The organism is Demequina sp., from assembly GCF_049841215.1.
Classification (GTDB): domain Bacteria; phylum Actinomycetota; class Actinomycetes; order Actinomycetales; family Demequinaceae; genus Demequina.
In genome coordinates, this window is sequence record NZ_JASGEO010000005.1 from 85,202 (window position 1) to 106,498 (window position 21,297).

Annotated in this window: 22 protein-coding genes; 12 read left to right on the forward strand and 10 right to left on the reverse strand. The window is 66.1% G+C overall.

The features are described from left to right. The 4 genes from QM618_RS01255 to QM618_RS01270 all read left to right on the forward strand — a co-directional run bounded on the left by QM618_RS01255 (position 1) and on the right by QM618_RS01270 (position 3,756). Positions 1-798, forward strand: a complete 798-nt coding sequence (locus tag QM618_RS01255) for a transglutaminase-like domain-containing protein (RefSeq protein ID WP_428093742.1) — start codon at positions 1-3, stop codon at positions 796-798. Between the two features lie 13 nt (positions 799-811). Continuing rightward, complete coding sequence (locus QM618_RS01260) at positions 812-1,405, forward strand: thymidine kinase (RefSeq protein WP_428093745.1); 594 nt, start codon at positions 812-814, stop codon at positions 1,403-1,405. An 87-nt stretch (positions 1,406-1,492) separates the two neighbouring features. Next, on the forward strand, positions 1,493-2,044 hold the full coding sequence (locus tag QM618_RS01265) for a PadR family transcriptional regulator (RefSeq protein ID WP_428093750.1): 552 nt from the start codon (positions 1,493-1,495) through the stop codon (positions 2,042-2,044). 38 nt (positions 2,045-2,082) lie between these two features. Then, a complete protein-coding gene (locus QM618_RS01270) occupies positions 2,083-3,756 on the forward strand; it encodes an ABC1 kinase family protein (protein ID WP_428093753.1) in 1,674 nt (557 codons plus the stop codon). Here QM618_RS01270 and QM618_RS01275 read toward each other — a convergent pair. The 4 genes from QM618_RS01275 to QM618_RS01290 form a co-directional block, all read right to left on the reverse strand. Beyond that, positions 3,753-4,934: a glycine C-acetyltransferase gene (locus QM618_RS01275; RefSeq protein ID WP_428093756.1), complete on the reverse strand. Its 1,182-nt coding sequence runs from the start codon at positions 4,932-4,934 to the stop codon at positions 3,753-3,755. The genes QM618_RS01270 and QM618_RS01275 overlap by 4 nt on opposite strands. 21 nt (positions 4,935-4,955) lie before the next feature. Next, entirely contained in the window at positions 4,956-6,005 is a 1,050-nt protein-coding gene (gene tdh, locus QM618_RS01280) for an L-threonine 3-dehydrogenase (RefSeq protein ID WP_428093759.1), read from the reverse strand. 65 nt (positions 6,006-6,070) lie between these two features. Beyond that, on the reverse strand, positions 6,071-6,700 hold the full coding sequence (locus QM618_RS01285) for a Pr6Pr family membrane protein (protein ID WP_428093762.1): 630 nt from the start codon (positions 6,698-6,700) through the stop codon (positions 6,071-6,073). An 81-nt stretch (positions 6,701-6,781) separates the two neighbouring features. Further along, a complete protein-coding gene (locus QM618_RS01290; protein WP_428093765.1) occupies positions 6,782-7,210 on the reverse strand; it encodes a pyrimidine dimer DNA glycosylase/endonuclease V in 429 nt (142 codons plus the stop codon). A 93-nt stretch (positions 7,211-7,303) separates the two neighbouring features. On the opposite strand from QM618_RS01290, the gene QM618_RS01295 reads away from it, so the two are divergent. Continuing rightward, positions 7,304-7,825, forward strand: a complete 522-nt coding sequence (locus QM618_RS01295) for a DUF4854 domain-containing protein (RefSeq protein ID WP_428093768.1) — start codon at positions 7,304-7,306, stop codon at positions 7,823-7,825. Between the two features lie 6 nt (positions 7,826-7,831). Here QM618_RS01295 and QM618_RS01300 read toward each other — a convergent pair whose 3' ends face one another. Further along, positions 7,832-9,307, reverse strand: a complete 1,476-nt coding sequence (locus QM618_RS01300) for an SDR family NAD(P)-dependent oxidoreductase (RefSeq protein ID WP_428093771.1) — start codon at positions 9,305-9,307, stop codon at positions 7,832-7,834. Positions 9,308-9,405: 98 nt separating this feature from the next. Between QM618_RS01300 and QM618_RS01305 the strand changes: the two genes are divergently transcribed. Next, positions 9,406-10,647 (forward strand): glycoside hydrolase family 32 protein, encoded by a 1,242-nt coding sequence (locus QM618_RS01305; RefSeq protein WP_428093774.1) that lies wholly within the window; start codon positions 9,406-9,408, stop codon positions 10,645-10,647. A gap of 6 nt (positions 10,648-10,653) precedes the next feature. Here the strand turns inward: QM618_RS01305 and QM618_RS01310 are convergent, their stop codons facing one another. Both QM618_RS01310 and QM618_RS01315 read right to left on the reverse strand, forming a co-directional pair. Beyond that, positions 10,654-11,136, reverse strand: coding sequence for a glutathione peroxidase (locus tag QM618_RS01310; protein ID WP_428093777.1), 483 nt, complete (start codon positions 11,134-11,136; stop codon positions 10,654-10,656). 27 nt (positions 11,137-11,163) lie between these two features. Then, positions 11,164-11,784 carry a flavin reductase family protein gene (locus QM618_RS01315; RefSeq protein ID WP_428093780.1) on the reverse strand — a complete coding sequence of 207 codons (621 nt, stop codon included), beginning with the start codon at positions 11,782-11,784 and terminating at the stop codon, positions 11,164-11,166. Between the two features lie 43 nt (positions 11,785-11,827). On the opposite strand from QM618_RS01315, the gene QM618_RS01320 reads away from it, so the two are divergent. The 3 genes from QM618_RS01320 (at position 11,828) to QM618_RS01330 (ending at position 14,203) form a co-directional block, all read left to right on the forward strand. Further along, on the forward strand, positions 11,828-12,415 hold the full coding sequence (locus QM618_RS01320; protein WP_428093783.1) for a helix-turn-helix domain-containing protein: 588 nt from the start codon (positions 11,828-11,830) through the stop codon (positions 12,413-12,415). A gap of 118 nt (positions 12,416-12,533) precedes the next feature. Next, a complete protein-coding gene (locus tag QM618_RS01325; RefSeq protein ID WP_428093786.1) occupies positions 12,534-13,568 on the forward strand; it encodes an NAD(P)H-dependent flavin oxidoreductase in 1,035 nt (344 codons plus the stop codon). Positions 13,569-13,585: 17 nt separating this feature from the next. Continuing rightward, the gene (locus tag QM618_RS01330; RefSeq protein ID WP_428093789.1) at positions 13,586-14,203 is read left to right on the forward strand and encodes a YitT family protein; all 618 of its coding nucleotides are present in this window, start codon (positions 13,586-13,588) and stop codon (positions 14,201-14,203) included. 11 nt (positions 14,204-14,214) lie between these two features. Here QM618_RS01330 and QM618_RS01335 read toward each other — a convergent pair whose 3' ends face one another. Then, positions 14,215-14,598: a DUF1304 domain-containing protein gene (locus tag QM618_RS01335; RefSeq protein WP_428093792.1), complete on the reverse strand. Its 384-nt coding sequence runs from the start codon at positions 14,596-14,598 to the stop codon at positions 14,215-14,217. Positions 14,599-14,683: 85 nt separating this feature from the next. Here QM618_RS01335 and QM618_RS01340 point away from each other — a divergent pair, with 85 nt between their 5' ends. Both QM618_RS01340 and QM618_RS01345 read left to right on the forward strand, forming a co-directional pair. Beyond that, a complete protein-coding gene (locus QM618_RS01340) occupies positions 14,684-15,109 on the forward strand; it encodes an OsmC family peroxiredoxin (protein ID WP_428093795.1) in 426 nt (141 codons plus the stop codon). A gap of 9 nt (positions 15,110-15,118) precedes the next feature. Further along, positions 15,119-15,907: an EI24 domain-containing protein gene (locus tag QM618_RS01345; RefSeq protein WP_428093798.1), complete on the forward strand. Its 789-nt coding sequence runs from the start codon at positions 15,119-15,121 to the stop codon at positions 15,905-15,907. Here QM618_RS01345 and QM618_RS01350 read toward each other — a convergent pair. Next, positions 15,864-16,754: a LysR family transcriptional regulator gene (locus tag QM618_RS01350; protein WP_428093802.1), complete on the reverse strand. Its 891-nt coding sequence runs from the start codon at positions 16,752-16,754 to the stop codon at positions 15,864-15,866. The two genes, QM618_RS01345 and QM618_RS01350, sit on opposite strands and share 44 nt — an antisense overlap. 82 nt (positions 16,755-16,836) lie before the next feature. Here QM618_RS01350 and QM618_RS01355 point away from each other — a divergent pair, with 82 nt between their 5' ends. Beyond that, positions 16,837-20,148, forward strand: a complete 3,312-nt coding sequence (locus tag QM618_RS01355) for a proline dehydrogenase family protein (protein ID WP_428093805.1) — start codon at positions 16,837-16,839, stop codon at positions 20,146-20,148. On the opposite strand, the gene QM618_RS01360 is transcribed toward QM618_RS01355, so the two are convergent. Further along, a complete protein-coding gene (locus tag QM618_RS01360; RefSeq protein ID WP_428093808.1) occupies positions 20,100-21,242 on the reverse strand; it encodes an NAD(P)-binding domain-containing protein in 1,143 nt (380 codons plus the stop codon). The genes QM618_RS01355 and QM618_RS01360 overlap by 49 nt on opposite strands. Positions 21,243-21,297 lie beyond the last annotated feature (55 nt).

Below are 21,297 nucleotides of genomic sequence, written 5' to 3' on the forward strand. Positions count from 1 at the left end.
GTGCATCGCTCTGTTGGGTCAACTCTCACCCTCGACGTCCTGGAACCGGCTCACCTGATCCTGTCGGTTGCGGTGGCATCGGCGGAGGGTTTGGAGATTGACGAGAGCCTCGTCGTCGAACTCGATGGCCGCGCCCTTGAGGTCAAAGAACTGGCCGACGGCCATGGCACCCGGTTACACACGCTCGACTCTCACGCTGGCCGGCTTACGGTACGCTATGAGGCCGAGGTGGACGGCAGGGCAGAGGCTCCCGCCTTCGACGAGCTCGACATTGTGCGCAATCTTCGCCCTAGCCGGTACTGCGAGTCGGACACGCTCTTCCCCACGGCAGCCAAGGAGTTCGAGGGCCTGACGGGCCGCGACCTGTTCGCGGCCGTGACGTCGTGGGTGGGAACGCATCTGGAGTACATCCCTGGTTCGAGCCAGCCAACAGACGGCGCCGTGCAGACGCTGCTTGCTCGCCAAGGCGTGTGCAGGGACTTCGCACATCTCTCCGTTGCGCTCTTGCGGGCCCGCGACGTTCCCGCGCGCTTGGTGTCCGTCTACGCGCCAGGGCTGGACCCCATGGACTTTCACGCGGTCTGCGAGGCCAATATCGACGGCCAGTGGTACGTCGTCGACGCGACCACGCTCGCGCCGCGGCAGTCGCTCTTGCGCATCGCCACCGGTCGCGATGCCTCCGACACGGCATTCGTCAGCACCCACCATGGGCACGTGCAACTCGCGGAGATGGACGTCCGAGCAACGGTGGACGCACTCCCAACAGACGACGTCACCTCCCTGGTGACCCTTGGCTAGGAAAGATTGAGGAATGGCGAAGCTGTACTTCCGTTATGGGGCGATGAACTCGTCGAAGTCGGCCTTGCTGCTGACCGCCGCCTACAACTACGAGGAGCGTGACCAGCGCCCGGTGCTCGTGAAGCCCGGCGTCGACACGAAGGCCGGAAAGGCGGTGTCGTCTCGTATCGGCATCACGCGAGAGGTGGACGTGCTGCTTGGCGCGGAGGACTCGCTCGTGGAGCGATTGAAGCAGGTAGCGCCCTTGGAGGACATCGACGCGGTGTTCGTCGACGAGGCGCAGTTCCTCACTCCCGCCCAGGCCGATGAGGCGTTCACCCTGGCCGTCACCACGGGCATCCCGGTGCTCTGCTACGGCCTGCGCGGCGACTTCATGACCGTGTCTTTCCCCGGATCGCGCAGGCTCATGGAGATTGCCCACTCGATTGAGGAACTCAAGACCATCTGCCGGTGCGGTTCCAAGGCCATCTTCAATGCGCGCATCGTTGACGGAGAGTTCGTCAGCCACGGCGCCCAGGTGGCGATCGATGGCCAGCAGGCCAGCTACGAGTCCCTGTGCGGAAGGTGCTATATCGAAAAGGTGGGGCCGATTAGCGGCCAGCCATAGCGTCGGGCTTGCGCTTCTCACCTGTCGGTGCCACGATAGCGATATGTCGTTCACTATCGTTCGACTGTCGGTGAGAAGAGGTACGCCATGAACACGCAATCAATCCCCGAGCAGGCGGGCAACTACACCAAGCTCGCGGCGGAAACGATGATGGACGCAATGAGCCAACTGCGCACCGCCTTCGAGGGCAAGGTGAGTACGCGCGTGAGCAGGGGAGACGTGCGCACCGCGATCCTCGCTCTGCTCGCGGAGCAACCCATGCACGGCTATCAACTCATCCGTGAGATCGAAGAACGCACCGATGGCCGCTGGAAGCCAAGCGCGGGCTCGGTTTACCCCACGCTCCAACTGCTCGCCGACGAGGGCCTCGTGACCGCAGAGATGTCGCAAGACCGCAAGACGTACTCGCTCACCGAAGCGGGCGCGGAGCTGGCCAAGGAGGCCGCTGCGGAAACACCTTGGGCCAAGGAAGAGGCGGAGCAGGCCGCTCCCGCGAGCCTGCTTCCCAAGGCCGGCATGGAACTTGCGCAGGCCGTGGCGCAGATCAACCGTTCCGGCACCCCTGAGCAGAAGCAGCAGGCCAAAGACCTGCTCGACGAGACCCGCCGTAAGATTTACTCGATTCTGGCGCAGTCCTAGCCGAGGCCCGGCATGACCGTTGGGGTTCAGGAGACGTCATGCCCCGCACAGTGACCGGTCGCGCGCGCTACCGGCGCATTCTGCGGTTCGCGGCGTGGCACATCGCCGTTACCTGGTGGTTCGACATCGTGTTGCCGCGCGTGGGGCTTCGCAGAGTCTCTGAGCGCAATCGCGGCGACCGCATGGTCGAGTTCGCGCGCCGCTTCCGGGTGCTTGCGGTGGAGCTTGGTGGCCTCATGATCAAGGTGGGCCAATACATGAGCTCTCGCCTCGACGTGCTTCCCGAAGAGATCACCAAGGAGCTCGAGGGGCTTCAGGACGAGGTTCCGGCGGTTCCGTTCGCGGACATTAAGGCCCTGGTTCAGACGGAACTTGGGTTGTCGTTCGAGCGGGTATACGCGGAGGTGGACACCGCGCCGGTGGCGGCCGCGTCGCTCGGCCAGGTATACCGGGTGCGGCTCAGTACGGCCGACGCTGTGGAGGCCGGGTTTGAGGCGGCAGTGGTCAAGGTGCAGCGGCCCGGCATCGACGCCATCGTTGATGTTGATCTCGCCGCGCTGCGCAGGATTGCCCGTTGGATTTCGCGCCTCAAGGCGGTGTCAAAGCGGGCCGACGTTCCCGCGCTCATTGAAGAGTTCGCCACCACAAGCCTCGAGGAGATCGACTATCTCCACGAGGGCCAAAGTGCGGAGCGCTTCGCATCGCTCTTCGCCGACGACCCCACGGTTACGGTGCCACGCGTTGCGTGGGAACGCACCACGCGCCGGGTGTTGACACTTGAGGACGTGACCGCGATCAAGGTCAGTGATACCGATGCGCTCCGCGCCGCTGGTATCAGCCCCGCTGATGTCGCGAATCGCTTCGCCGAGGTGATGTTCGACCAGTTCTTCATCCATGGCTTCTTCCACGCCGACCCGCATCCAGGGAACATCTTTGTGTCGCCCGGCCCTCTCGGAGCGGACGGACCGCCCTGGTCTCTCGTCTTCGTCGACTTCGGGATGATGGGTGAGGTGCCCGCCACGCTGCGGGCGAACCTGCGGAAGCTGCTCGTCTCCGCCGCCGCCCGCGATGGCAAGGGAATCGTTGCCGCGATGCGGGACGCAGAGGTGCTGCTGCCCGGCGCGGACGTCCACGAGCTCGAAGTCATGATGACCAAGCTCTTCGCCAGGTTTGGAGGGATGGGCTTCGCCGAACTGCGGGATGTGGATCCCAAGGAGTTCGTGCACTTCGCCGACGAGTTCGGGGATCTGTTGCTCTCGCAGCCGTTCCAGCTGCCAGAGAACTTCCTGCTCATCGGGCGCGCCGCCTCGTTGACCTCTGGCCTGTGCAGTTCGCTCGATCCGTCCTACAACCTGTGGGACTCCGTTGAGCCGTACGCTCAGCAGCTGCTCAAGAGCGAGAGCGGCAACCTTGTCATGGACTTTGTGAAGCAAGCCGTTGACGTTGCACAGATCGCCTGGGGGCTTCCGAGCCGCGTGGACTCCGTCATCTCCCGACTCGAGGACGGCACGCTTCCCGTGTCCGTTCCCAAGGTCGAGGCGGCCGTGGTGCGGATTGAACGCATAGCCAAGCGGGCAGTTGGCGCGTTGCTGTTTGTGGGGCTACTTGTTGCCGGCGCCGTCATCTATGACAGCAACCACCCTCTCGGCATCACGTTCATGGCGGCCTCCGCAGTGCCGTTCCTCTACGCGCTGTTCGGCGCGCGCCGCTAGGCGGCCTCGGCGTCGCGCGCAGCCGTGAACGCGGCAACGCACGCGCGAATCTCCTCCTCCGTGTGGGCTGCGGAAAGTTGCACGCGAATGCGCGCCTTGCCCATCGGCACCACGGGGTAGGAGAACGCCACCACGTAGACGCCGAGCTCAAGCATGCGCTCGGCGATGCGGGCGGCGAGTGCCGCGTCGCCGAACATCACCGGCACGATCGCGTGCTCACCGTCGAGCAGGTCAAAGCCCGCTTCCGTCATGAGCCTGCGGAACAGCTGGGCGTTCGCCTCGAGTTGCTCGCGCAGCTCGCCGCTACCGGCGACGAGGTCGAGCGCCGCGAGCGTGCCAGCAACGACGGCGGGCGCCACGGTGTTGGAGAACAGGTAGGGACGAGCGCGCTGGCGCAAGAGCGCGATGATCTCGGCGTGGCCCGACACGTAGCCGCCCGAGGCGCCCCCAAGCGCCTTGCCAAACGTGCCCGTGTAGATGTCCACGCGCCGCTCAACGCCACACAGTTCGGGCGTGCCGCGGCCATGTTCTCCGATGAAACCCACGGCGTGCGAGTCGTCCACGAGCACAAGCGCGTCGTACCGCTCCGCGAGATCGCAGATACCTTCGAGCGGCGCAAAGTATCCGTCCATCGAGAACACGCCGTCGGTGACGATGACGCGGTGGCGGGCGCCCGACGCTGCCTGCAGTTGCGCTTCGAGGTCGCCGAGGTCACGGTTGCGATAGCGATACCGCTGTGCCTTTGAGAGCCGAATGCCGTCGATGAGCGAGGCGTGGTTGAGCTCGTCCGAGATGATCGCGTCATCTGCGCCAAAGAGCGCCTCAAACACGCCCCCGTTGGCGTCGAAGCACGACGAGAACAGAATCGTGTCCTCCGTGCCAAGAAACGCTGACACGGCGCGCTCAAGGCGCACGTGCAGCTCTTGAGTTCCGCATATGAACCGCACACTCGCGAGTCCAAACCCCCAGTCGTCCATCGCGCTCTGTGCCGCCGCGATCAGGCGTGGGTCGTTGGCAAGCCCCAAGTAGTTGTTGGCGCAGAAGTTCAGCACCTCCGCTCCGCCCGTGCTGACAAGCGCGGACTGGGCGCCCGCGAGCGGCCGCTCACCTTTGAGCGTGCCTGCCTCGCGAATGTCCTCGAGAGTTGCGGCGAGATGCTCTTGCATTGCTCCGTACATGGTGTTCCCTTCGGGACGTCGTCAGGTGAGGGGCTGGGTCCAGTCGAGCACGACCTTTCCCGCCTGTGCGGTGCGCGCCGTGTCAAAGGCGTCACGCCACTCGCGAGCAGGGAAGCGGTCCGTGATGACGGCATCGAGCGCGGAGCGCAGTTCTGCGCTCGTTTGCAGCATCGCGCTCATCGCGTTCCACGTCTCGAACATCTCGCGGCCATAGATGCCCGTGATCGTGAGCATGTGGGTGACCACCTTGGCCCAGTCCACCTCAATGGGGGCGGTGGGCAGGCCAAGCATGGCCACACGGCCACCGTGGGTGAGGTTGTCGATCATCTCCGGCAGTGCCGATGGTTGCCCGCACATCTCGAGGCCAACATCGAAGCCTTCGCGCATACCCAGTTCGCGTTGGGCGTCGGCAACGCGCTGCACGGAGACGTCTATCGCGAGGTCCGCGCCAACCCGGCGAGCGAGTTCGAGCCGCGGCGCCGAGACGTCGGTGACCACCACAAACCGGGCGCCCACGTGCCGCGCAACCGCGGCCGCCATCAGCCCAATGGGACCGGCGCCCGTGATCAGCACGTCCTCCCCAACGAGCGGAAACTTGAGAGCCGTGTGGACGGCGTTGCCAAGCGGGTCAAAGATCGCCGCGAGGTCCAGGTCGATGGGATCGTGGTGCACCCACACGTTTGATTCGGGAAGCACAACGTACTCGGCAAAGGCGCCGTTGCGGTTGACGCCGAGGCCAGACGTCCGATTGCACATGTGCCTGCGTCCCGCGCGGCAGTTGCGGCACGTGCCGCACACGATGTGGCCCTCGCCGGAGACGATCGCGCCCACGTGCACGTCCCGCACCGCGCTGCCAATAGCCACAACCTCGCCAGAGAACTCGTGACCGGGAATGATGGGCGGTACCAGCGTGGACGCGGCCCAAGGATCCCAACCGTCAATGTGCAGGTCGGTGCCGCAGATGCCGGTTCGCAGCACCCGAATGGTGACGTCCGTGTCTCCGGCAGGAGGCTCGGGGACGTCCACGAACTCCAGTCCGGGACCAGCAGACTGCTTCACGAGTGCGCGCACGGCAAGCCTTTCATTGCAGCCAACCACAGCGTCGGCCAGGTACTTCAGTATTGCGCGCTTGGACCCTAGTCAGAGGCCACTGCGTGCTCGTGAGCGCTCGGCAGCACGCGCAGTCCGGTGCACAGTCTGAGGACGCTCACCACGCCCACACCGGCCACGATCAGCATGGCGACCGTGGCGGTGAGCCGTCCAGCTCCACGCGACGGGTCAAGGAACTCGTAGGGGATCCGGCCCCCAATGCGTTCCGTTGCGGCGATGTAGCCAAGCCACACCGCCGGCACCGCGAACACCGTCCACAGCGTGTGCCACGGGAGCCGCTCGCGCTTTCCCACGAGCACCCAATCGGCGACGAGAATCACGCCGGTGCCGCCGTGGATCATCGCGTTCGCCCACGGGAACGTTGGTTGACCGTAGTGGGGGAGCACCGCCCAATAGACCACGCCCGTGATCACGGCGTAGGTGGCGGCATTGACTCTGAGGAGCGCAACCCAGCGGGGCTCTGTTTCGCCGGCACAGGCGGACGCGACGAGCGCTGCGATAGCTGCGACGGCGGCAATGGGAGTGAAGTACACCGGAAGTTGGGCCCACGTGAAGGTGCCATACGTGAGATCCGCCCAGGCTTGAAAGCCCAGGCACGTGACGATGGCAAGTGCTGCTCCGAGGCGAAGCCCGGCAATCATGGCGCCTTTGCTCATAATTGATCAACCTACCTGCGTCATGGTGAAGTCTTTACCAAAACACACCCCGTGTGATGCACTACACAGAAATCGTCACCGCTACGCGCGCTCCCACGTTTCAACCCCTCCCTCAACCACCGTGAAGAGGGGGTGAGGTTGGGGCGCTGAGCCCGCCAAGCGTCGGGCATCGTCAGGGGAGCGCACGGCAAGCTTGGCAGCAAGGTGCGCCCATTCGTGTGCCACTTGGCCCGACGTTACGGTCAGGTCTCCCGCAGGCTCCCCAGGGACGTCGATACGGCCACGGTCAAAGCGATAGCCCCGTGCATCGGCCTCCGTAGCGAGAGCGGTGAGGTACTTCCCGATGAGTGCTGCGGAGTCGTCACCGGCACGAAAGCGGTCCAGCTGAGGATGCCGCGTGTAGCCGCGCGTCCTTCCCGCAAGAACTGCTTGCGCGAGCAGCGCCTCTCGCCAACACGCAACGAGCGCGGCTCTGTCCAGTTGACTTGGGTGGAGTGACCACAGACGCATGGCGCCCAGTCTGGCTCATGGTCAGGGGCAACGCGGGACCCGGCTATCGTGTGGACAGGCATTCAGGCACATCACGACGATGAGGGGACTCACATGACTCTGACGAAGACCGCGCGGGGTGCAGGAATGGCAATCGCGCTTGGCGCCGTGTTGGCGTTGTCCGCGTGTTCGAGCGGACCCTCCACGTCTCCCGTTGAAGAAGACACAACGCTTCCGCAGGCCACGCCTGTGGCGCCCTCGGCGACCCCGGAGCAGACCACTGCTGAGGCGAACCCCGATGCCAACGCCGCTCTCGACGCGTACGTGGCGCTCGAGGCCGCGCAGGCGGACACGATCATGGAGGCGTACGGGGACATCTACTCCGCGTACTCAGTGGAGCCGGAGTACCCCAACACGGTTGTGTTCACCTACACGTTCAAGGAGGCGTTGGACCCTGAGGCGGCCGCGGAGGCGCTCGAGAGCCAGGTGGACACCGTCGACAGCACGTGCCAGAGCGTGGTGTTCCCCGCTATGGAGGCTCAGGGCGTGACGCCAACCCAGCAAGCTATGTTCGTCTACCTCAACCCCGATGGCTCCGAGCTCTGGTCCCACTCCGTGTCGAGCGAAGACGCCTAACGCAGCTCACCAGGCCGACGGCTTGTAGTCCTTGAGGAACACGCCGAATAGGTCTTCGCCCGCCTCTCCCCGCACCACGGGGTCGTAAACACGCGCTGCTCCGTCCACGAGATCCAGTGGGGCGTGGAAGCCCTCCTCGGCGAGCCGCACTTTGGTGGGGTGGGGGCGCTCATCGGTGATCCAGCCGGTGTCCACGGACGTCATGAGGATCCGGTCCTCCTCAAACAGTTCGCGGGCGCTTGTGCGGGTGAGCATGTTGACGGCGGCCTTGGCCATGTTCGTGTGCGGGTGCCCGGGTCCCTTGTATCCGCGGTTGAACACGCCTTCCATCGCGGACACGTTGACGACGTAGCTGCGGCCGCCGCGTGCGCCCCTGGCGGCCGTCGCCAACTGCGGTCGCAGAGCGTTGACGAGAATGAAGGGCGCGGTGCTGTTGCACAGCTGCACCTCGAGCAACTCAAGCGGGTCCACGTCACCAACGGCGTGGACCCAGGAGTTGGTGTGGTGCAGGTCAGGGATAAGGCCGCCGGCATCGATGGCCGTGCCGTCGGCCAGCTTGGCGAGCGACGAGGAACCGGGTGAGAGAGCAAGCGCGGTGAGGCGCTGCGCATTCGCCGAAGCCAAGAGGGGGTGGACGGTGACGGCCTCCTCGAGGCTGTGGGGGTGGAGGTCATGGGTGCGGCCAAGAGTCAGCAGCTCCGGTCCGCGGCCGTCGGGCCACAGCCCCGCCTCGAGCGGCACCAGTTCGGCGTCCGCGAGTGGCGAATACGCGCCGGGGGAGCGTCGCACCGTCTGCGCCGCGTTGTTGATGAGGATGTCGAGCGGACCGTCTGCGGCCACCGACTCGGCGAGTGCCACCACTTGCGACGGATCTCGCAGATCGATGCCAACCACGCGCAAGCGGTGCAGCCAGTCGCCCGCGTCATCCATGGCGCTGAAGCGGCGCACCGCATCCCGTGGGAAGCGTGTGGTGATCGTGGTGTAGGCGCCGTCCCTCAAGAGCCGCAGCGCAATGTGCATGCCGATCTTGGCGCGCCCACCGGTGAGCAGGGCGCGCTTTCCCGACAGGTCAGCACGAGCGGTGCGCTTGGCATGGCTCATGGCGGCACAGTCCGGGCACAGCTGGTGATAAAACGCATCGACAACCGTGTACTTGCGCTTGCAGATGTAGCAGGGACGCGCCTTGGCGAACGTGCCAACGGTTGGCACCGCGGCTTGGGCGGTGAGAGTGAGCCCGCGCGTCTCATCGTCAATGCGGTCCGGGGCGCCCGTTGCCGTCGCCTCGACCATCGCCTTGTCCGCCTCAAAGATGGCGGCGCGGCGATCGCTGCGCCGCTGCTGCTTGACCGCCTTGATTATGTGCGCCGTGGCGTTGCGCACCGTCACGAAGTCAGGGTGGTCCTCGCCAAGGTCACGTAGCGACGAGAGCACCCGCAACGTCACCTCGAGGTCGTTGGGGTCGATTCCTTGCTCATCGCGCATTCGGACAAGTCTACGGAGGGCGCGATGACGCCAGCGCGGCGCCCCTTGCCCGCGCCGCGGGGAAGTCCCTGGGAGAATGCTGGGAGTTAGGAGCTCGCATGGATCACGAGGTCGCTCGCCCGCGCTTCCACTTCACTCCCGCGCGGCACTGGATGAATGACCCCAACGGGCTCATTTGGGTCGACGGTCGCTTCCACGTCTTCTTCCAGCACAATCCGGAAGGCATTGACTGGGACCACATGAGTTGGGGGCACGCAGTGTCCGGCGACTTGCTGACGTGGGAAGAACTCCCGGTGGCGATTCCCTGGATTGAGGGGGAGAACGCCTTCTCTGGATCCGTGGTGAACCCTGGCGATGGGCGGCTGGTTGCGGTGTACACCGCCAACACGTGGGACGGAAATCAAGCCCAGGCCCTTGCAACGTCGAATGACGGTGGCGTGACGTGGACCCGCTTCCCAGGCAACCCCGTGCTGGACCGCCAATCCACCGAGTTCCGCGACCCGCACGTGTTTTGGCACAAGGACCGCTGGGTCATGCTTGCGGTGCTCGCAGAAGAGCGGCAGGTGCTCATCTACTCCTCGAGCGATCTGGTGCAGTGGGAGCACCTCAGCACCTTCGGGCCTTCGGGTCCCGAGAATCTCATCTGGGAGTGCCCCGCCTTCGCGCGCCTGCACCTTGAGGACGGAACGGTGCGGTGGGTTCTGCTGCTGAGCGCCAATCCTCGCGTTCCCGATGGCATCGGCTCGCGGATGGTCTACCTCGTTGGCATGTTTGATGGCCGCACCTTCGCGCCTGACGATGCCCGACGCTGGGATTCGGTTGACCTTGGAGCGGATTTCTACGCGGGGGTCACGTTCGGTGACGTCCCTGGGGACAGGGCGATCGCGCTCGCGTGGGCGGCCAATTGGCAATACGCGGCGACGGTGCCTACGGCGCCGTGGCGCGGCGTTATGACCCTCCCGCGAGAGCTCGGCCTGCGCACGTCGCCAGCTGGCCCCGTGCTTACCCAAGCTCTTCCCGCCGAACTTGTCGCAGCGTCGGGCCTGTGCACGGAGATCTGTGCTGGCACCAACGAAGTGGTGCGCGTGGACGTGCTTGGCGGGGCGGTGGTGGTGACGATTGGCGACGGGTCAATCACCGTGGTGCGGGCGGCGCATGAGGTGACGGGGTCGGCGCGCTCAACGACCCGTCCGCTGCCACGCGGCGAGCAGCGGGTGACAATATGCGTCGATTCCTACGTCGTGGAGGTATTCGCTGATGGCGGGGCCGCGGTGTGGACGTTCCTTGCCTTTGGCGATGCGAGCGAGCCGCTGGTGATCACCCGGAAGCAGGTGCCCTAACGGACGCTAGGACGCGAGCGCCTTCTCGATGTCCGCGGCGATGTCGGCGGGCTCGTGGGTGGGGGCGTAGCGCTCGATCACCGCTCCGTCGCGACCAACGAGGAATTTGGTGAAGTTCCACTTGATCGCCTTGCCAAGGGGGTCCTTCTTCTCGCTCTTGAGCCACTTGTACAGCGGGTGCGCGTGCTTGCCGTTGACGTCGATCTTGGCGAACATCGGGAAGCTGACGCCGTAGTTGGCTTGGCAGAATTCGCCGATCTCGTCCGCGGTGTCGTGCTCTTGGCCGGCAAACTGGCCGCACGGAAAGCCAAGCACGACGAGGCCGTCGCCTTCGTACTTCGTGTAGAGGTCCTGGAGGCCCTCAAACTGCGGCGCGAGGCCGCACTTGCTGGCGGTATTCACGACGAGCACCACCTTGCCAAGGTATTGCGCGAGGTCTTGATCCTTGCCTGCAAGCGAGTCGGCGTGAAAGTCAGCGAGAGTCGTCATATCAGCCACAACGCTACTCGCGCGCGGTCATTCCCTGACCAGCGCGTTCTCGCCCGCGGTGTCGCTCGTTGGGCGGTGCCCATGCTCCTGGCCAATGCCGAAGTAGTGCCGAAAGCTGTAGATTGTCGGCTCCCATGCGCGAGGGTCGATGTGCTGCGTGCCTGGCGCCACGATTGCCGGATCCGCATGAACCCGTACCACCTCCGCCTCCACGAGGTGGTAGTCCTCGAGGCCGTCGGTGATGCGGAGGACCTTTGCTTCAAGCTGCAGTTTGCACTCGCGCACGAGCGGCGGTGCTACGAGGTCTGCCGGCTCCGCGGTGAGACCCGCAAGCGCGAACTTGTCTGCAACGTGGCGGTAGCGCGCCATCTTGGCTTTGGGCACCGGGTGTGCGCCGGTCGTGTCGGCGATACGTTCGATCGCCTCCCACAGCTCTGGGCCGGGGAAGTTGACGGTGATCTCTCCGCGCTCGCTCACGTTGGCGATGGTCTGCCCGCCTGCCTCGAGCCCAATGACGAGCATCTGGCCCAACGCCCAGTACGACGAGGCCGGGGCAAGGTTGGCGGTGCCGTTGGGGTTGACGCTGCCGAGCAGCATGACGGGTGTGCCCACGTAGAGCACCGACGGGCGAATCACTTGATGAGGCATCGGCGTCCTGTCGATTAAACCGGAAGATGTTACGGTCAATCCTATGCAGGAATCGGTCGCTGAGGCATTGCGCAGACGCGGCGCGCCCGCGACCGCCCAGGAGCTAGCGTTCAGCATGGGCCTGCACGTCACCACGGTCCGCTATCACCTCGACAAGCTCGTGGCGGCGGGTGCCGCGGTACGCGGGCGAACAGCGACCGCGGGGCGCAGGGGCCGGCCCCAGTTTGAGTACACGATCGTCGACAAGATTGGCGCGCGCGATGAAATGCTTGCGGCCCTTGTGGGCCTCGTAGAACGCGGGGAGGGCAGCGCGGGAGCCGTCGCGGCAGGCGCTCGGTGGGCCGACGCTGTGGGCCCCTTGGCGGGAGACGCGCCACTGGTCATCGAAAGAGAGCTGGCGGAGCGGGGCTTCTCGCCGCGCGTGACCCCTGAGGGCCTGGAACTGCACGATTGCCCGTTCAGGGACGAGGCTCGCGAGGCACCAGGCGTGGTGTGCGCAATGCACCTTGGCCTCACCCAGCGGCTTGCGGACAGGGCGGACGGGGAAAGGGTGTGGGCGGTGGACCTCCGGCCCTTTGTGACGCCGACGCTCTGCACGGTCTCCCTCAGGCGAACCGCGAGCGCAGCGTGAGACATGCCAGGTAGCGACGCGTGCTGGCTGTCCGAGGTGTGCGAGTGCGGCGCCATCAACGACATTTCCGCTCGCGCCTGTTGGCGGTGCAGCAAGCCCATTCGTGACGAGGAGGACCATGACGCGGCTGACGCGCCTGATGCGAACTGACGTGCCGATCGTGCTCGGCCCCTTTGGGGGTGCATCGAGCGTCGAACTTGCGGGGGTAGTCGCCGACTCCGGCGGCCTCGGTTCATACGGCCTCTATGGCTATGACCGCGAGCGGATACGTGAGGTCACCGCGGCGCTCCGTGCACGCACCCAAGGCGCAATTGCCCTCAATCTGTGGCTGCCAACCGGCGATGAGGCGCTCCCTGGTGACGTTGACTTGGAACCCGGCCATGGCGTGGGGCGACTGCTTGACGAAATGGGCGCTGAACTCAGCGTTCCTGCGCGGTTTCTGCCGCCATTCGAGGAGCAACTCGAGGCGGCCCTTGAGGGAAGGCCAGCGGTGCTGAGCCTCGTCTACGGGGCGCCAGCGCTGCACGTGGTCGAAGCGGCTCACGCCGCTGGCGCCGCCGTAATCGCCACTGCCACGACCGTTCCAGAGGCTGTTGCTCTTGAGGCGGCTGGAGTGGACGCGATCGTGGCCAGTGGTGCGGAGGCGGCAGGGCACAGGGTCTCGTTCTTGCACGATCCGGAGGACGCCCTGGTGGGTACGTTTGCACTGGTACCGCAGGTAGTGGACGCCGTTCGCGTGCCCGTTCTGGCCGCGGGAGGGATAGCGGACCGCAGGGGTGTTGCGGCCGCGTTCGCGCTTGGCGCGGAGGGAGTGGTGGTTGGCACCGCGTTCTTGCGCACGCGCCAATCGGCGATCTGCGCCTCGTATCGCAGGGCGATACTGGGCGCCGCCGCCCACGACTCGGTGCTGACGACCGCGATGAGCGGGCGCCTTGCGCGCGGCCTGCGCAACCGGGCAATGTCGGTGCTCGAGGACGAGCCGATACTGCCTTTCCCCGCCCAGAACTGGCTCACGGGGAAGTTCAGGGCGGAAGCGGCGCGTAGGGACCAAGCGGATCTGTTGTCGCTATGGATTGGGCAGGCGGCTCCGCTCGCGATAATGGCGGAGGCGGACGACGTCTTCAGGGAGCTCGCGCACGGCGTACCCAGCTAGCGCGGCATGATGGGCGCGTGGACGCGATCGAGATTCCGGCCCCAACGCAGAAGCATGCGTTGTGGGAGGACGCGATTGCGCTCGTGACTGGAGCATTTCTGGTCTCGTGGGGAATCTTCTTGCTCCACCAGATTGCCGGAGTCTCTGGCGGTATCGCAGGTGTTGCCCTGCTGGTGAACTATGCCACCGGCTGGAACCTCAGTTGGGTGCTCTTTGTGCTCAACCTGCCGTTCCTCGTGCTGGCGTGGCGGCAACTGGGCGTGGGGTTCACCGTCAAGACGCTCGTCACGGTGGCGCTCGTGTCTGTGGGGGCGGGTCTGCATCCGCTGTACGTGGATGTCTCGACCATTTCCGTTCCGTACGCGGCGATCTTTGCCGGGCTGTCCGTTGGCATGGGCATGCTGATCCTGTTTCGCCATGGTGCGAGCGCCGGTGGGTTTGGGGTCTTTGCCGCGTTCATGCAAGAGAAGCGGGGCATCAGAGCGGGTTACGTGCAGGGAGCCCTCGACGTGTGCGTGGCCATCGCCTCTTTCGCCCTGGTGGACCTCTGGACGCTGCTGTGGTCCGTTGTGGGCGCCGTGGTGCTCAACCTCGTGCTGGCCATCAACCATCGTCCGGGCCGCTACTACGGCTGAGGCACTTGCCCCTAGAGCGCGCTGATGAGCAGGAAGAGCAGCGCGAACGCGGGAGTGATGAGTTGCGTCACCGCGGCCTTCGCCTTTGACGGAGATGAGATGAGCAGCACCGCGCCCGCCGCGACCATCGAGCCGCACCCCGCAATGAGCAGGGCCGCACCAACTGCGTGGTGGCCCAATGCCATGGTGATCACGCCTCCAATCGTCACGAGCGCGAGGAACAGGTTGTAGAACCCCTGGTTGAATGCGAGCTCCTTGGTTGCCTGCGCCTGTCCCTCAGTCATGCCAAACGTCGCTAGACCGCGCGGCGTGGCCCACGCGAAGGCCTCGAGCCAGAAAATGTAGACGTGGATGAGCGCGGCCACGGCCGCGACAACAAGAGCGAGAACGAGCACTGGACACACCTTCCGTTGGAGCCAATCTAGTGTGCCGGGTTACGGTGGGCCTGGCGCGGACCATCCCGCCGGTTTGGGAGGAATCATGATCAGCACTGCACGTACCGAGTGGTCCGGCGGCCTCAAGGACGGCTCCGGCACCACCACCCTTGCCTCCGGCGTCGCCTCGTTCGGCGTCAACTGGAAGGCCCGCTCGGAGGGCGTGGACGCCACCACCACGCCAGAGGAGCTCCTGGCCGCCGCGCACGCCTCGTGCTACTCCATGGCACTGTCCAACGGCCTCGCCAATTCCGACCACCCGCCAACCGCCGTCACCACAGATGTGCGCGTGACGTTTGTGCCAGGGGAGGGCATCACCCTCATCGAAATTGCGGTCGAGGCCGCCGTTCCCGGCATCGACCACGAGACGTTTGCCGCGGCCGCCCTCGACGCCAAGGCGAACTGCCCCGTGTCGCAAGCCCTGCGTGCCGTGCCGATCGAACTCGTTGAGGCCACGCTGACCTCGTCGTAGGCTTCTGGCGTGCGGCGCCGTCTACGAGAGTTCTTCGGCGGTGTGCGCCTTGTTGGTTCCGGCTTTGGAGTGTGGCGTTCCTCGCCACGCCTCATGGTGCTCGGCCTCATCCCCGGCGCCATCACCGCCGCGCTGCTGGTGGGGGTTTTCATCGCTATTGCCGTGTGGGTGGATGACTGGGCACAAGGCATCACGAGCGCCGTGACCAATGACGACACCCCCAACGGCCTGCTCGTCGCGCTCGTCGCGATAGCGATCGTTGGGGGCGGGGTGTTGCTCGCCATCTACACGTTCACGGCAATCACGTTGCTCATTGGCCAACCCTTCTTCGAGCGGATTTCCACCGAGGTAGCGCCCTCAGCCGGGCTCACGTTCACGGCAGAAGAAGAGTCCGTGTGGCGCGCCACCCTTCGCGGCGTTGGGGAGGGAGCGCGGCTGCTGCTGTTCGGAACTGTGGTTGGCGTTGGCACGTTTGCGCTTGGCCTCATCCCGTTCATCGGCTCGGCGTCTGCGTTCGTGGTGTCGGCGGCCGTTGGTGGCTCGCTCTTGAGCCTCGAGCTCACCGCGTATCCGCTATCAAGGATGGGGGTGCCCGGCCTCAGCGATCGGCGTCGCCTCCACAAGGCCCGACGCTCGCTCACCTTGGGCTTCGGTGTCGCCTGCTACTTGCTGTGCTTGGTACCCCTTGGCGCGGTGATCTCGATGCCCGCCCTGGTTGCCGGCGGCACCTTGCTTGCGGCACGAGTAGCCCCGGCTACGGCGTCAGGTCTTGAGCTGCCTGCAACAGCGCAGCCCTGACCGCGCTCACGGCGGCCGATCGCCGCGATGAGGTGCGCGCGGCCGTGAACACGGTCCTGTGAGGCCGCTCTGGAAGGCGGCGGGCCGCGGCGTCGATGCCGCGCCCCCTCCACATCAACCCGGGGATGAGAGCCACCGCGAGCCCGCTTTCCACCAACTGAGCGTGAGTCTGCAGGTCCGTGGTCTCAAACCGCACGTCAGGCTCAAAGCCGGCGAGCCTGCATTGCTGCTCCGCGAAGTGCCGTGAGGCCGCGCCGCGCGGCTCCATGACCCACGGCATGTTGGCTGCTTGGGAGAGCGCATCGATGCCAAGTCCGTGACCAACGCCTAGAAGGATCTCGTCGTGGGTCAGGGGCACCCGTTCAATCCCCGGGTAGTGCGGCGCGGAGTGGTGCGGATACTCCTCGGCCACCACGAGGTCCACGTCCCTGGCCCATGTGTCGTCGAGGGCCGCTGCGGGCTCGCGTTGGGTCGCGACCACGCGCACGTCAGGGTGCCGAGACCGCAAGTGCAGCAACGCGCCGGGCAGTAGCGCCAGAGATGCCGACTGGAAGATTGCCAGGCGAACCGTGCCGTGAGCGCGGCCGGTCGCGTCCGCGAGTTCCGCTTCCGCGCGTTCCATCGTGGCGAGGAGCTCTTCGGTGCGGTGCACCAGGCGCTCCGCCGCCGGAGTGAGGGTGAGCACGCGCCCCGAACGGCGCAAGAGCGTCACTCCCGCCTCGCGCTCCAGAGTCGAGAGGTGCTGCGAGATTGCCGATGCGGACAGCCCTGTGGTGGACGCGACGGCCGTGATGGTTCCACGCAAACTGAGTTCGCGCAGCAGCGATAAGCGGTGAAGATCCAGCACGAGGCCATATTAAGTATTGCCGCATGAAAATGTTAAGCAACCATCGCTTCTATTTCACGATCGCACGGCGCACACTGGCCACATGACCGTTGCCGCCGACAACGCCGTCGAGCAGGCCGCCATTGACCAGGTCCATGACTGGTTGGCACGCTCGCAGGCTCGCCACGACTCCGCATCCACCAAGCGCCTCGCCCGCCTTGTCGCCGACCCCCAAGGCTTAGCGTTCACCGTGGCGTTTGTCGACGGCATCATTCGTCCGCAAGACATGCGCGTGGCCGCGCGGAATCTCGCGCGCGCGGCGCGAACCCCCGCCCCATTCTTGGATCCATTCATGCGCACGGCGCTCAAGGTTGGGGGACGTCTGGCACCGCTCGCTCCATGGCTTGCCGTGCCTGTCACCCGACGCGTGTTGCGGGGCCTCGTTGGCCACCTTGTGCTCGACTCTCGGCCCCACAAGCTGAGGAGGGGCCTCACGCGCCTCCACGCGCAAGGCGTCAAGCTCAACGTCAACCTGCTCGGCGAGGCGGTGCTGGGCGCGGATTCCGCACGGCAGCGACGCGACGGCACCATTGCGCTCATTGAGCGGCCCGACGTCGACTACGTCTCGCTCAAGGTGTCCTCTGTGGTGGCGCCCCACTCAGCGTGGGGCTTTGACGAGGCCGCCGCGGCCATCGCGCAGCAACTACTTCCCGTCTACGACGCAGCCCTTCGTTCGCAAACCTTCGTCAATCTCGACATGGAGGAGTACCGCGACCTCGACCTCACGATCGAGGTCTTCACGCGCGTGCTATCCCTCCCGCAATACTCCCAACTGCAGGCCGGGATCGTGCTCCAGGCCTACTTGCCCGACGCCATAGGCGCCTATGACCGCCTGCTCGCTTGGGCGTCGGGCCGTGTGCGCTCTGGCGGGGCGCCCATCAAGGTGCGCGTCGTTAAGGGCGCCAACCTTTCCATGGAGCGAGTGGATGCGGAGTGGCATGGCTGGCCGCTCGCCACGTGGCATTCCAAGGAGGAGACGGACGCCAACTACAAGCGGCTGCTGGGCCACGCGCTCACGCCCGCCAACACCACGGCGGTTCACATCGGCGTCGCGGGCCACAACCTTTTCGATCTCGCCTACGCGTGGCTCTTGGCGTCCCAGCGGGGCGTCGCGGAGGCGATGGACGTGGAGATGCTGCTTGGCATGGCCGAGCGCATTGGTCCCGTGGTGGCTGACGACGTTGGCGCCATTCGGCTCTACACGCCCGTTGTGCCACCGGCGGAGTTTGACGTGGCGATCGCGTATCTGGTGCGGCGTCTTGAGGAGGTCGCCAACCCAAGCAACTTCCTCAGCTCGGCGTTCCGCTTCGACGACCACCCCGATGCCCTCGCGTTGGAGGAGGCGCGCTTTCGCGCCTCGCTCGCGCGGATGAGCGATGACGTTCCACATCGCCACCGCGGGCTGCCCGTCGCTTCGCGCGAGGACTTCGCGAATCAGCCAGACACCGATCCCTCGACCCCTGACGCGCGCGAATGGGCCGCCAAGATCTTGGCTCGAGTACCACGCAGTCGCCTTGGCGTTGCCACCGTGACGTCCGCCCACGTTCCGGACGTCGAGGCGGCCGACGGCGTGGTTACCAGAGCGGTTGCGGCAGGGGAGAAGTGGGGCAAGGTGGCACCCGCGGAGAGGGCACGCTTGCTCGAGGCGGCGGCGAGCGCCCTTGAGGGCGCGCGCGGAGAACTGCTGGAGGTGATGGCGTCCGAGGCTGGAAAGACGATAGACCAGGGCGATCCCGAGGTCTCCGAGGTAGTCGACTTCGCCCGCTACTACGCCCAGAGCGCTCGCGCGCTTGAGACGGTCGAGGGCGCGCGCCCCGTGCCGCGCGCTGTCACGCTCGTGACCCCGCCGTGGAACTTCCCCGTTGCAATCCCTGGTGGCTCCACTCTTGCCGCACTTGCGGCGGGAAGCGCGGTGGTCCTCAAACCGGCTCCGGCGACCAAACGCTGCGCTGCCGTGCTCGCAGAGGCACTGTGGAGTGCCGGCATCCCGCAGGACGTGCTCCAACTTGTGGATTGCGAAGAGGACCCGGTGGGAACCGCGCTCGTGAGCGACGAGCGCGTCGATCAGATCGTGCTCACGGGCGCTTACGAGACGGCCCAACTCTTCACGCGCATCCGGCCAACGGCGCGGTTGCTCGCGGAGACCAGCGGCAAGAACGCGATCATCGTTACCCCAAGCGCGGATCTGGATCTCGCGGTGCGTGATGTGGTGCAGTCCGCGTTTGGACACGCGGGCCAGAAGTGTTCGGCGGCCTCGCTCGTGGTGCTAGTGGGCTCGGTTGCGCGCTCCACGCGGTTCCGCACCCAGCTGCTTGACGCGGCGCGCTCAATCGCTGTCGGTACACCGGAGTCTCCAACCGCGCAGATGGGCCCCGTCATCGAGGCGCCCCGCGGCAAGCTGCTTGACGGGCTCACTCGCCTCGACGGGCGAGAGAGGTGGCTATTGCAACCGGAACCTCTCAACGACGAGGGCACCCTGTGGTCGCCCGGCATCCGCGGGGGCGTGGAGTTCGGCGCCCCGTCGCACCTCACCGAGTACTTCGGCCCCGTGCTCTCCGTCATGACGGCACCCACCCTCGAGACGGCCATCGAAACGGTGAACGCCGTGGACTACGGCCTCACCTCCGGGCTGCACAGCCTTGACGAGAGTGAGATTGCTCTGTGGCTAGCTCAGATCGATGCGGGGAATCTCTACGTGAATCGCGGGATCACCGGCGCCATCGTGCGTCGGCAGCCCTTTGGTGGCTGGAAGCGTTCCGCAGTGGGCCCAAGCGCCAAGGCAGGTGGGCCGCACTACGTGGAGCGCCTCACCGGGTGGCAATCCACTGCCTCCGGCCAGGATTGGGACGCGGCGTTGCGCACCGCCCTTGACCGTGACTACGGCGCCACGGATCCCAGCGGCCTAGCGTGCGAACGCAACGTGCTGCGCTTTGTGCCAGCAGTCACCGAGGTGCGTGTTGGCGCCGGGGCGGACCAGGCGGACGTCGAGCGGGTGGTCGCCGCCGCGGCCGCCGCCTCACCGGGCTCTCTCGTCACCTTCGCGCACACGCCCGACGCTGCGGTTGCCGAGGCTGTCACCACACGTGGGTTGGTACTAGTCGTGGAAGACGACGAGGCCTGGGCGGAGCGCGTCACCTCCGCGCGGTGGTCGCGAGTACGGGCCGTGGGAGAGCTGCCACAGGCGGCGAGAAGCGCCTCCGTGGCCATCTACGCGGACCCGGTCACAGCGTCGGCCCGGCTTGAGCTGTTTCCGTTCCTCAGAGAGCAGGCCATCTCGATGACCGCCCACCGCTTTGGGACGCTGAATCAGTTGGCAGCAGGAGTGGAGTTCGCGGCCGCGCGTTCCGCGAGCTGAGCGAGGATGAGCTTGGCGGTGGTGCGGCCAGCCCTGTTCGACGACACGGTGCTTGCTTGCGGACCGTAGCCGGCCATGTAGATCGTTGGCTCGTCGACGACTTGGCCCCGCTGCACCGTGATCGCACCAGAAGGCCCCGCGAGATTGAGCCCGTCTAGATGGCGCAGTTCTGCGCGGAATCCCGTGGCCCACACCACCGCGTCGACGTATGTAAACGTGCCGTCCTGCTCGATAATGCCGTCGGTGACGAGCCGGCGGAACATGGGCCGACGCTGCAGCTGGCCGCGAGCGTCGAGCCGCTCCACGAGGGGGCTCCGCGCGAGGCCGGTGACGGACACGATGGAGGGCAATATTGAGCCGGAACGCGCTGCGGCGTCTTGCAGCGACACGGCTCTCGCGCCGCGAGTCTCCGAGAGCCAGGGCTCGTCGTCGACGAACACCGGATCCCTGCGCGTGTACCAGAGCGTGCTTGCTCCCACATTGGCGAGGTCATCGAGGAAGCCAAGCGCAGAGGTTCCGCCACCAACCACCGCGACCTGGCGGCCCGCGAACTGTTGCGCGCTGATCCACTGCGGGGTGGCGACTTGGGTTCCCGTGAACTCGCTCCGGCCCGCGATAGCGGGGATGCGCGGGTTGGTCCAGGTGCCGGTGGCGTTGACGATCACCTGCGTGGCGACCTGATCAAACGGACCTCCTGGGTACAGCGTGAGCGTGTAGCCATCCTCCGTGCGCTCCACCCAGGAGACGGTCGCGGGGCGCACCACCTGGAGGTCAAAGTGGCGCTCGTAACGGGAGTAGTACGCGGCGACGACATCGCGGGCGGGCCGATCCCGTGGTGCGTCGTCAAACGTGAGGCCCATCTCGTGCATGCCGGGTAGGTCATGCACCTTGTGGGTGTCGCCAAGGCGAAGCGACTCCCACCGGTGTTGCCACGCACCTCCGGAACGCGGGCCTGGGTCCAGCACCAAGAAGTCGCGCCCTGGTTGCAGACCGGCGCGGCGCAAGAAGTAGGCCACCGCCAGACCCGCCTGGCCCGCACCGATGATGACGACGCGCGTGGACGCGGTCGCTTCGTCGTGATTGGCCTCGGACATGGCTACCAGCCTAGGCCGGGTTGCTCGGGTCGCGTGGCAGGCCGCGCGCTAGCCT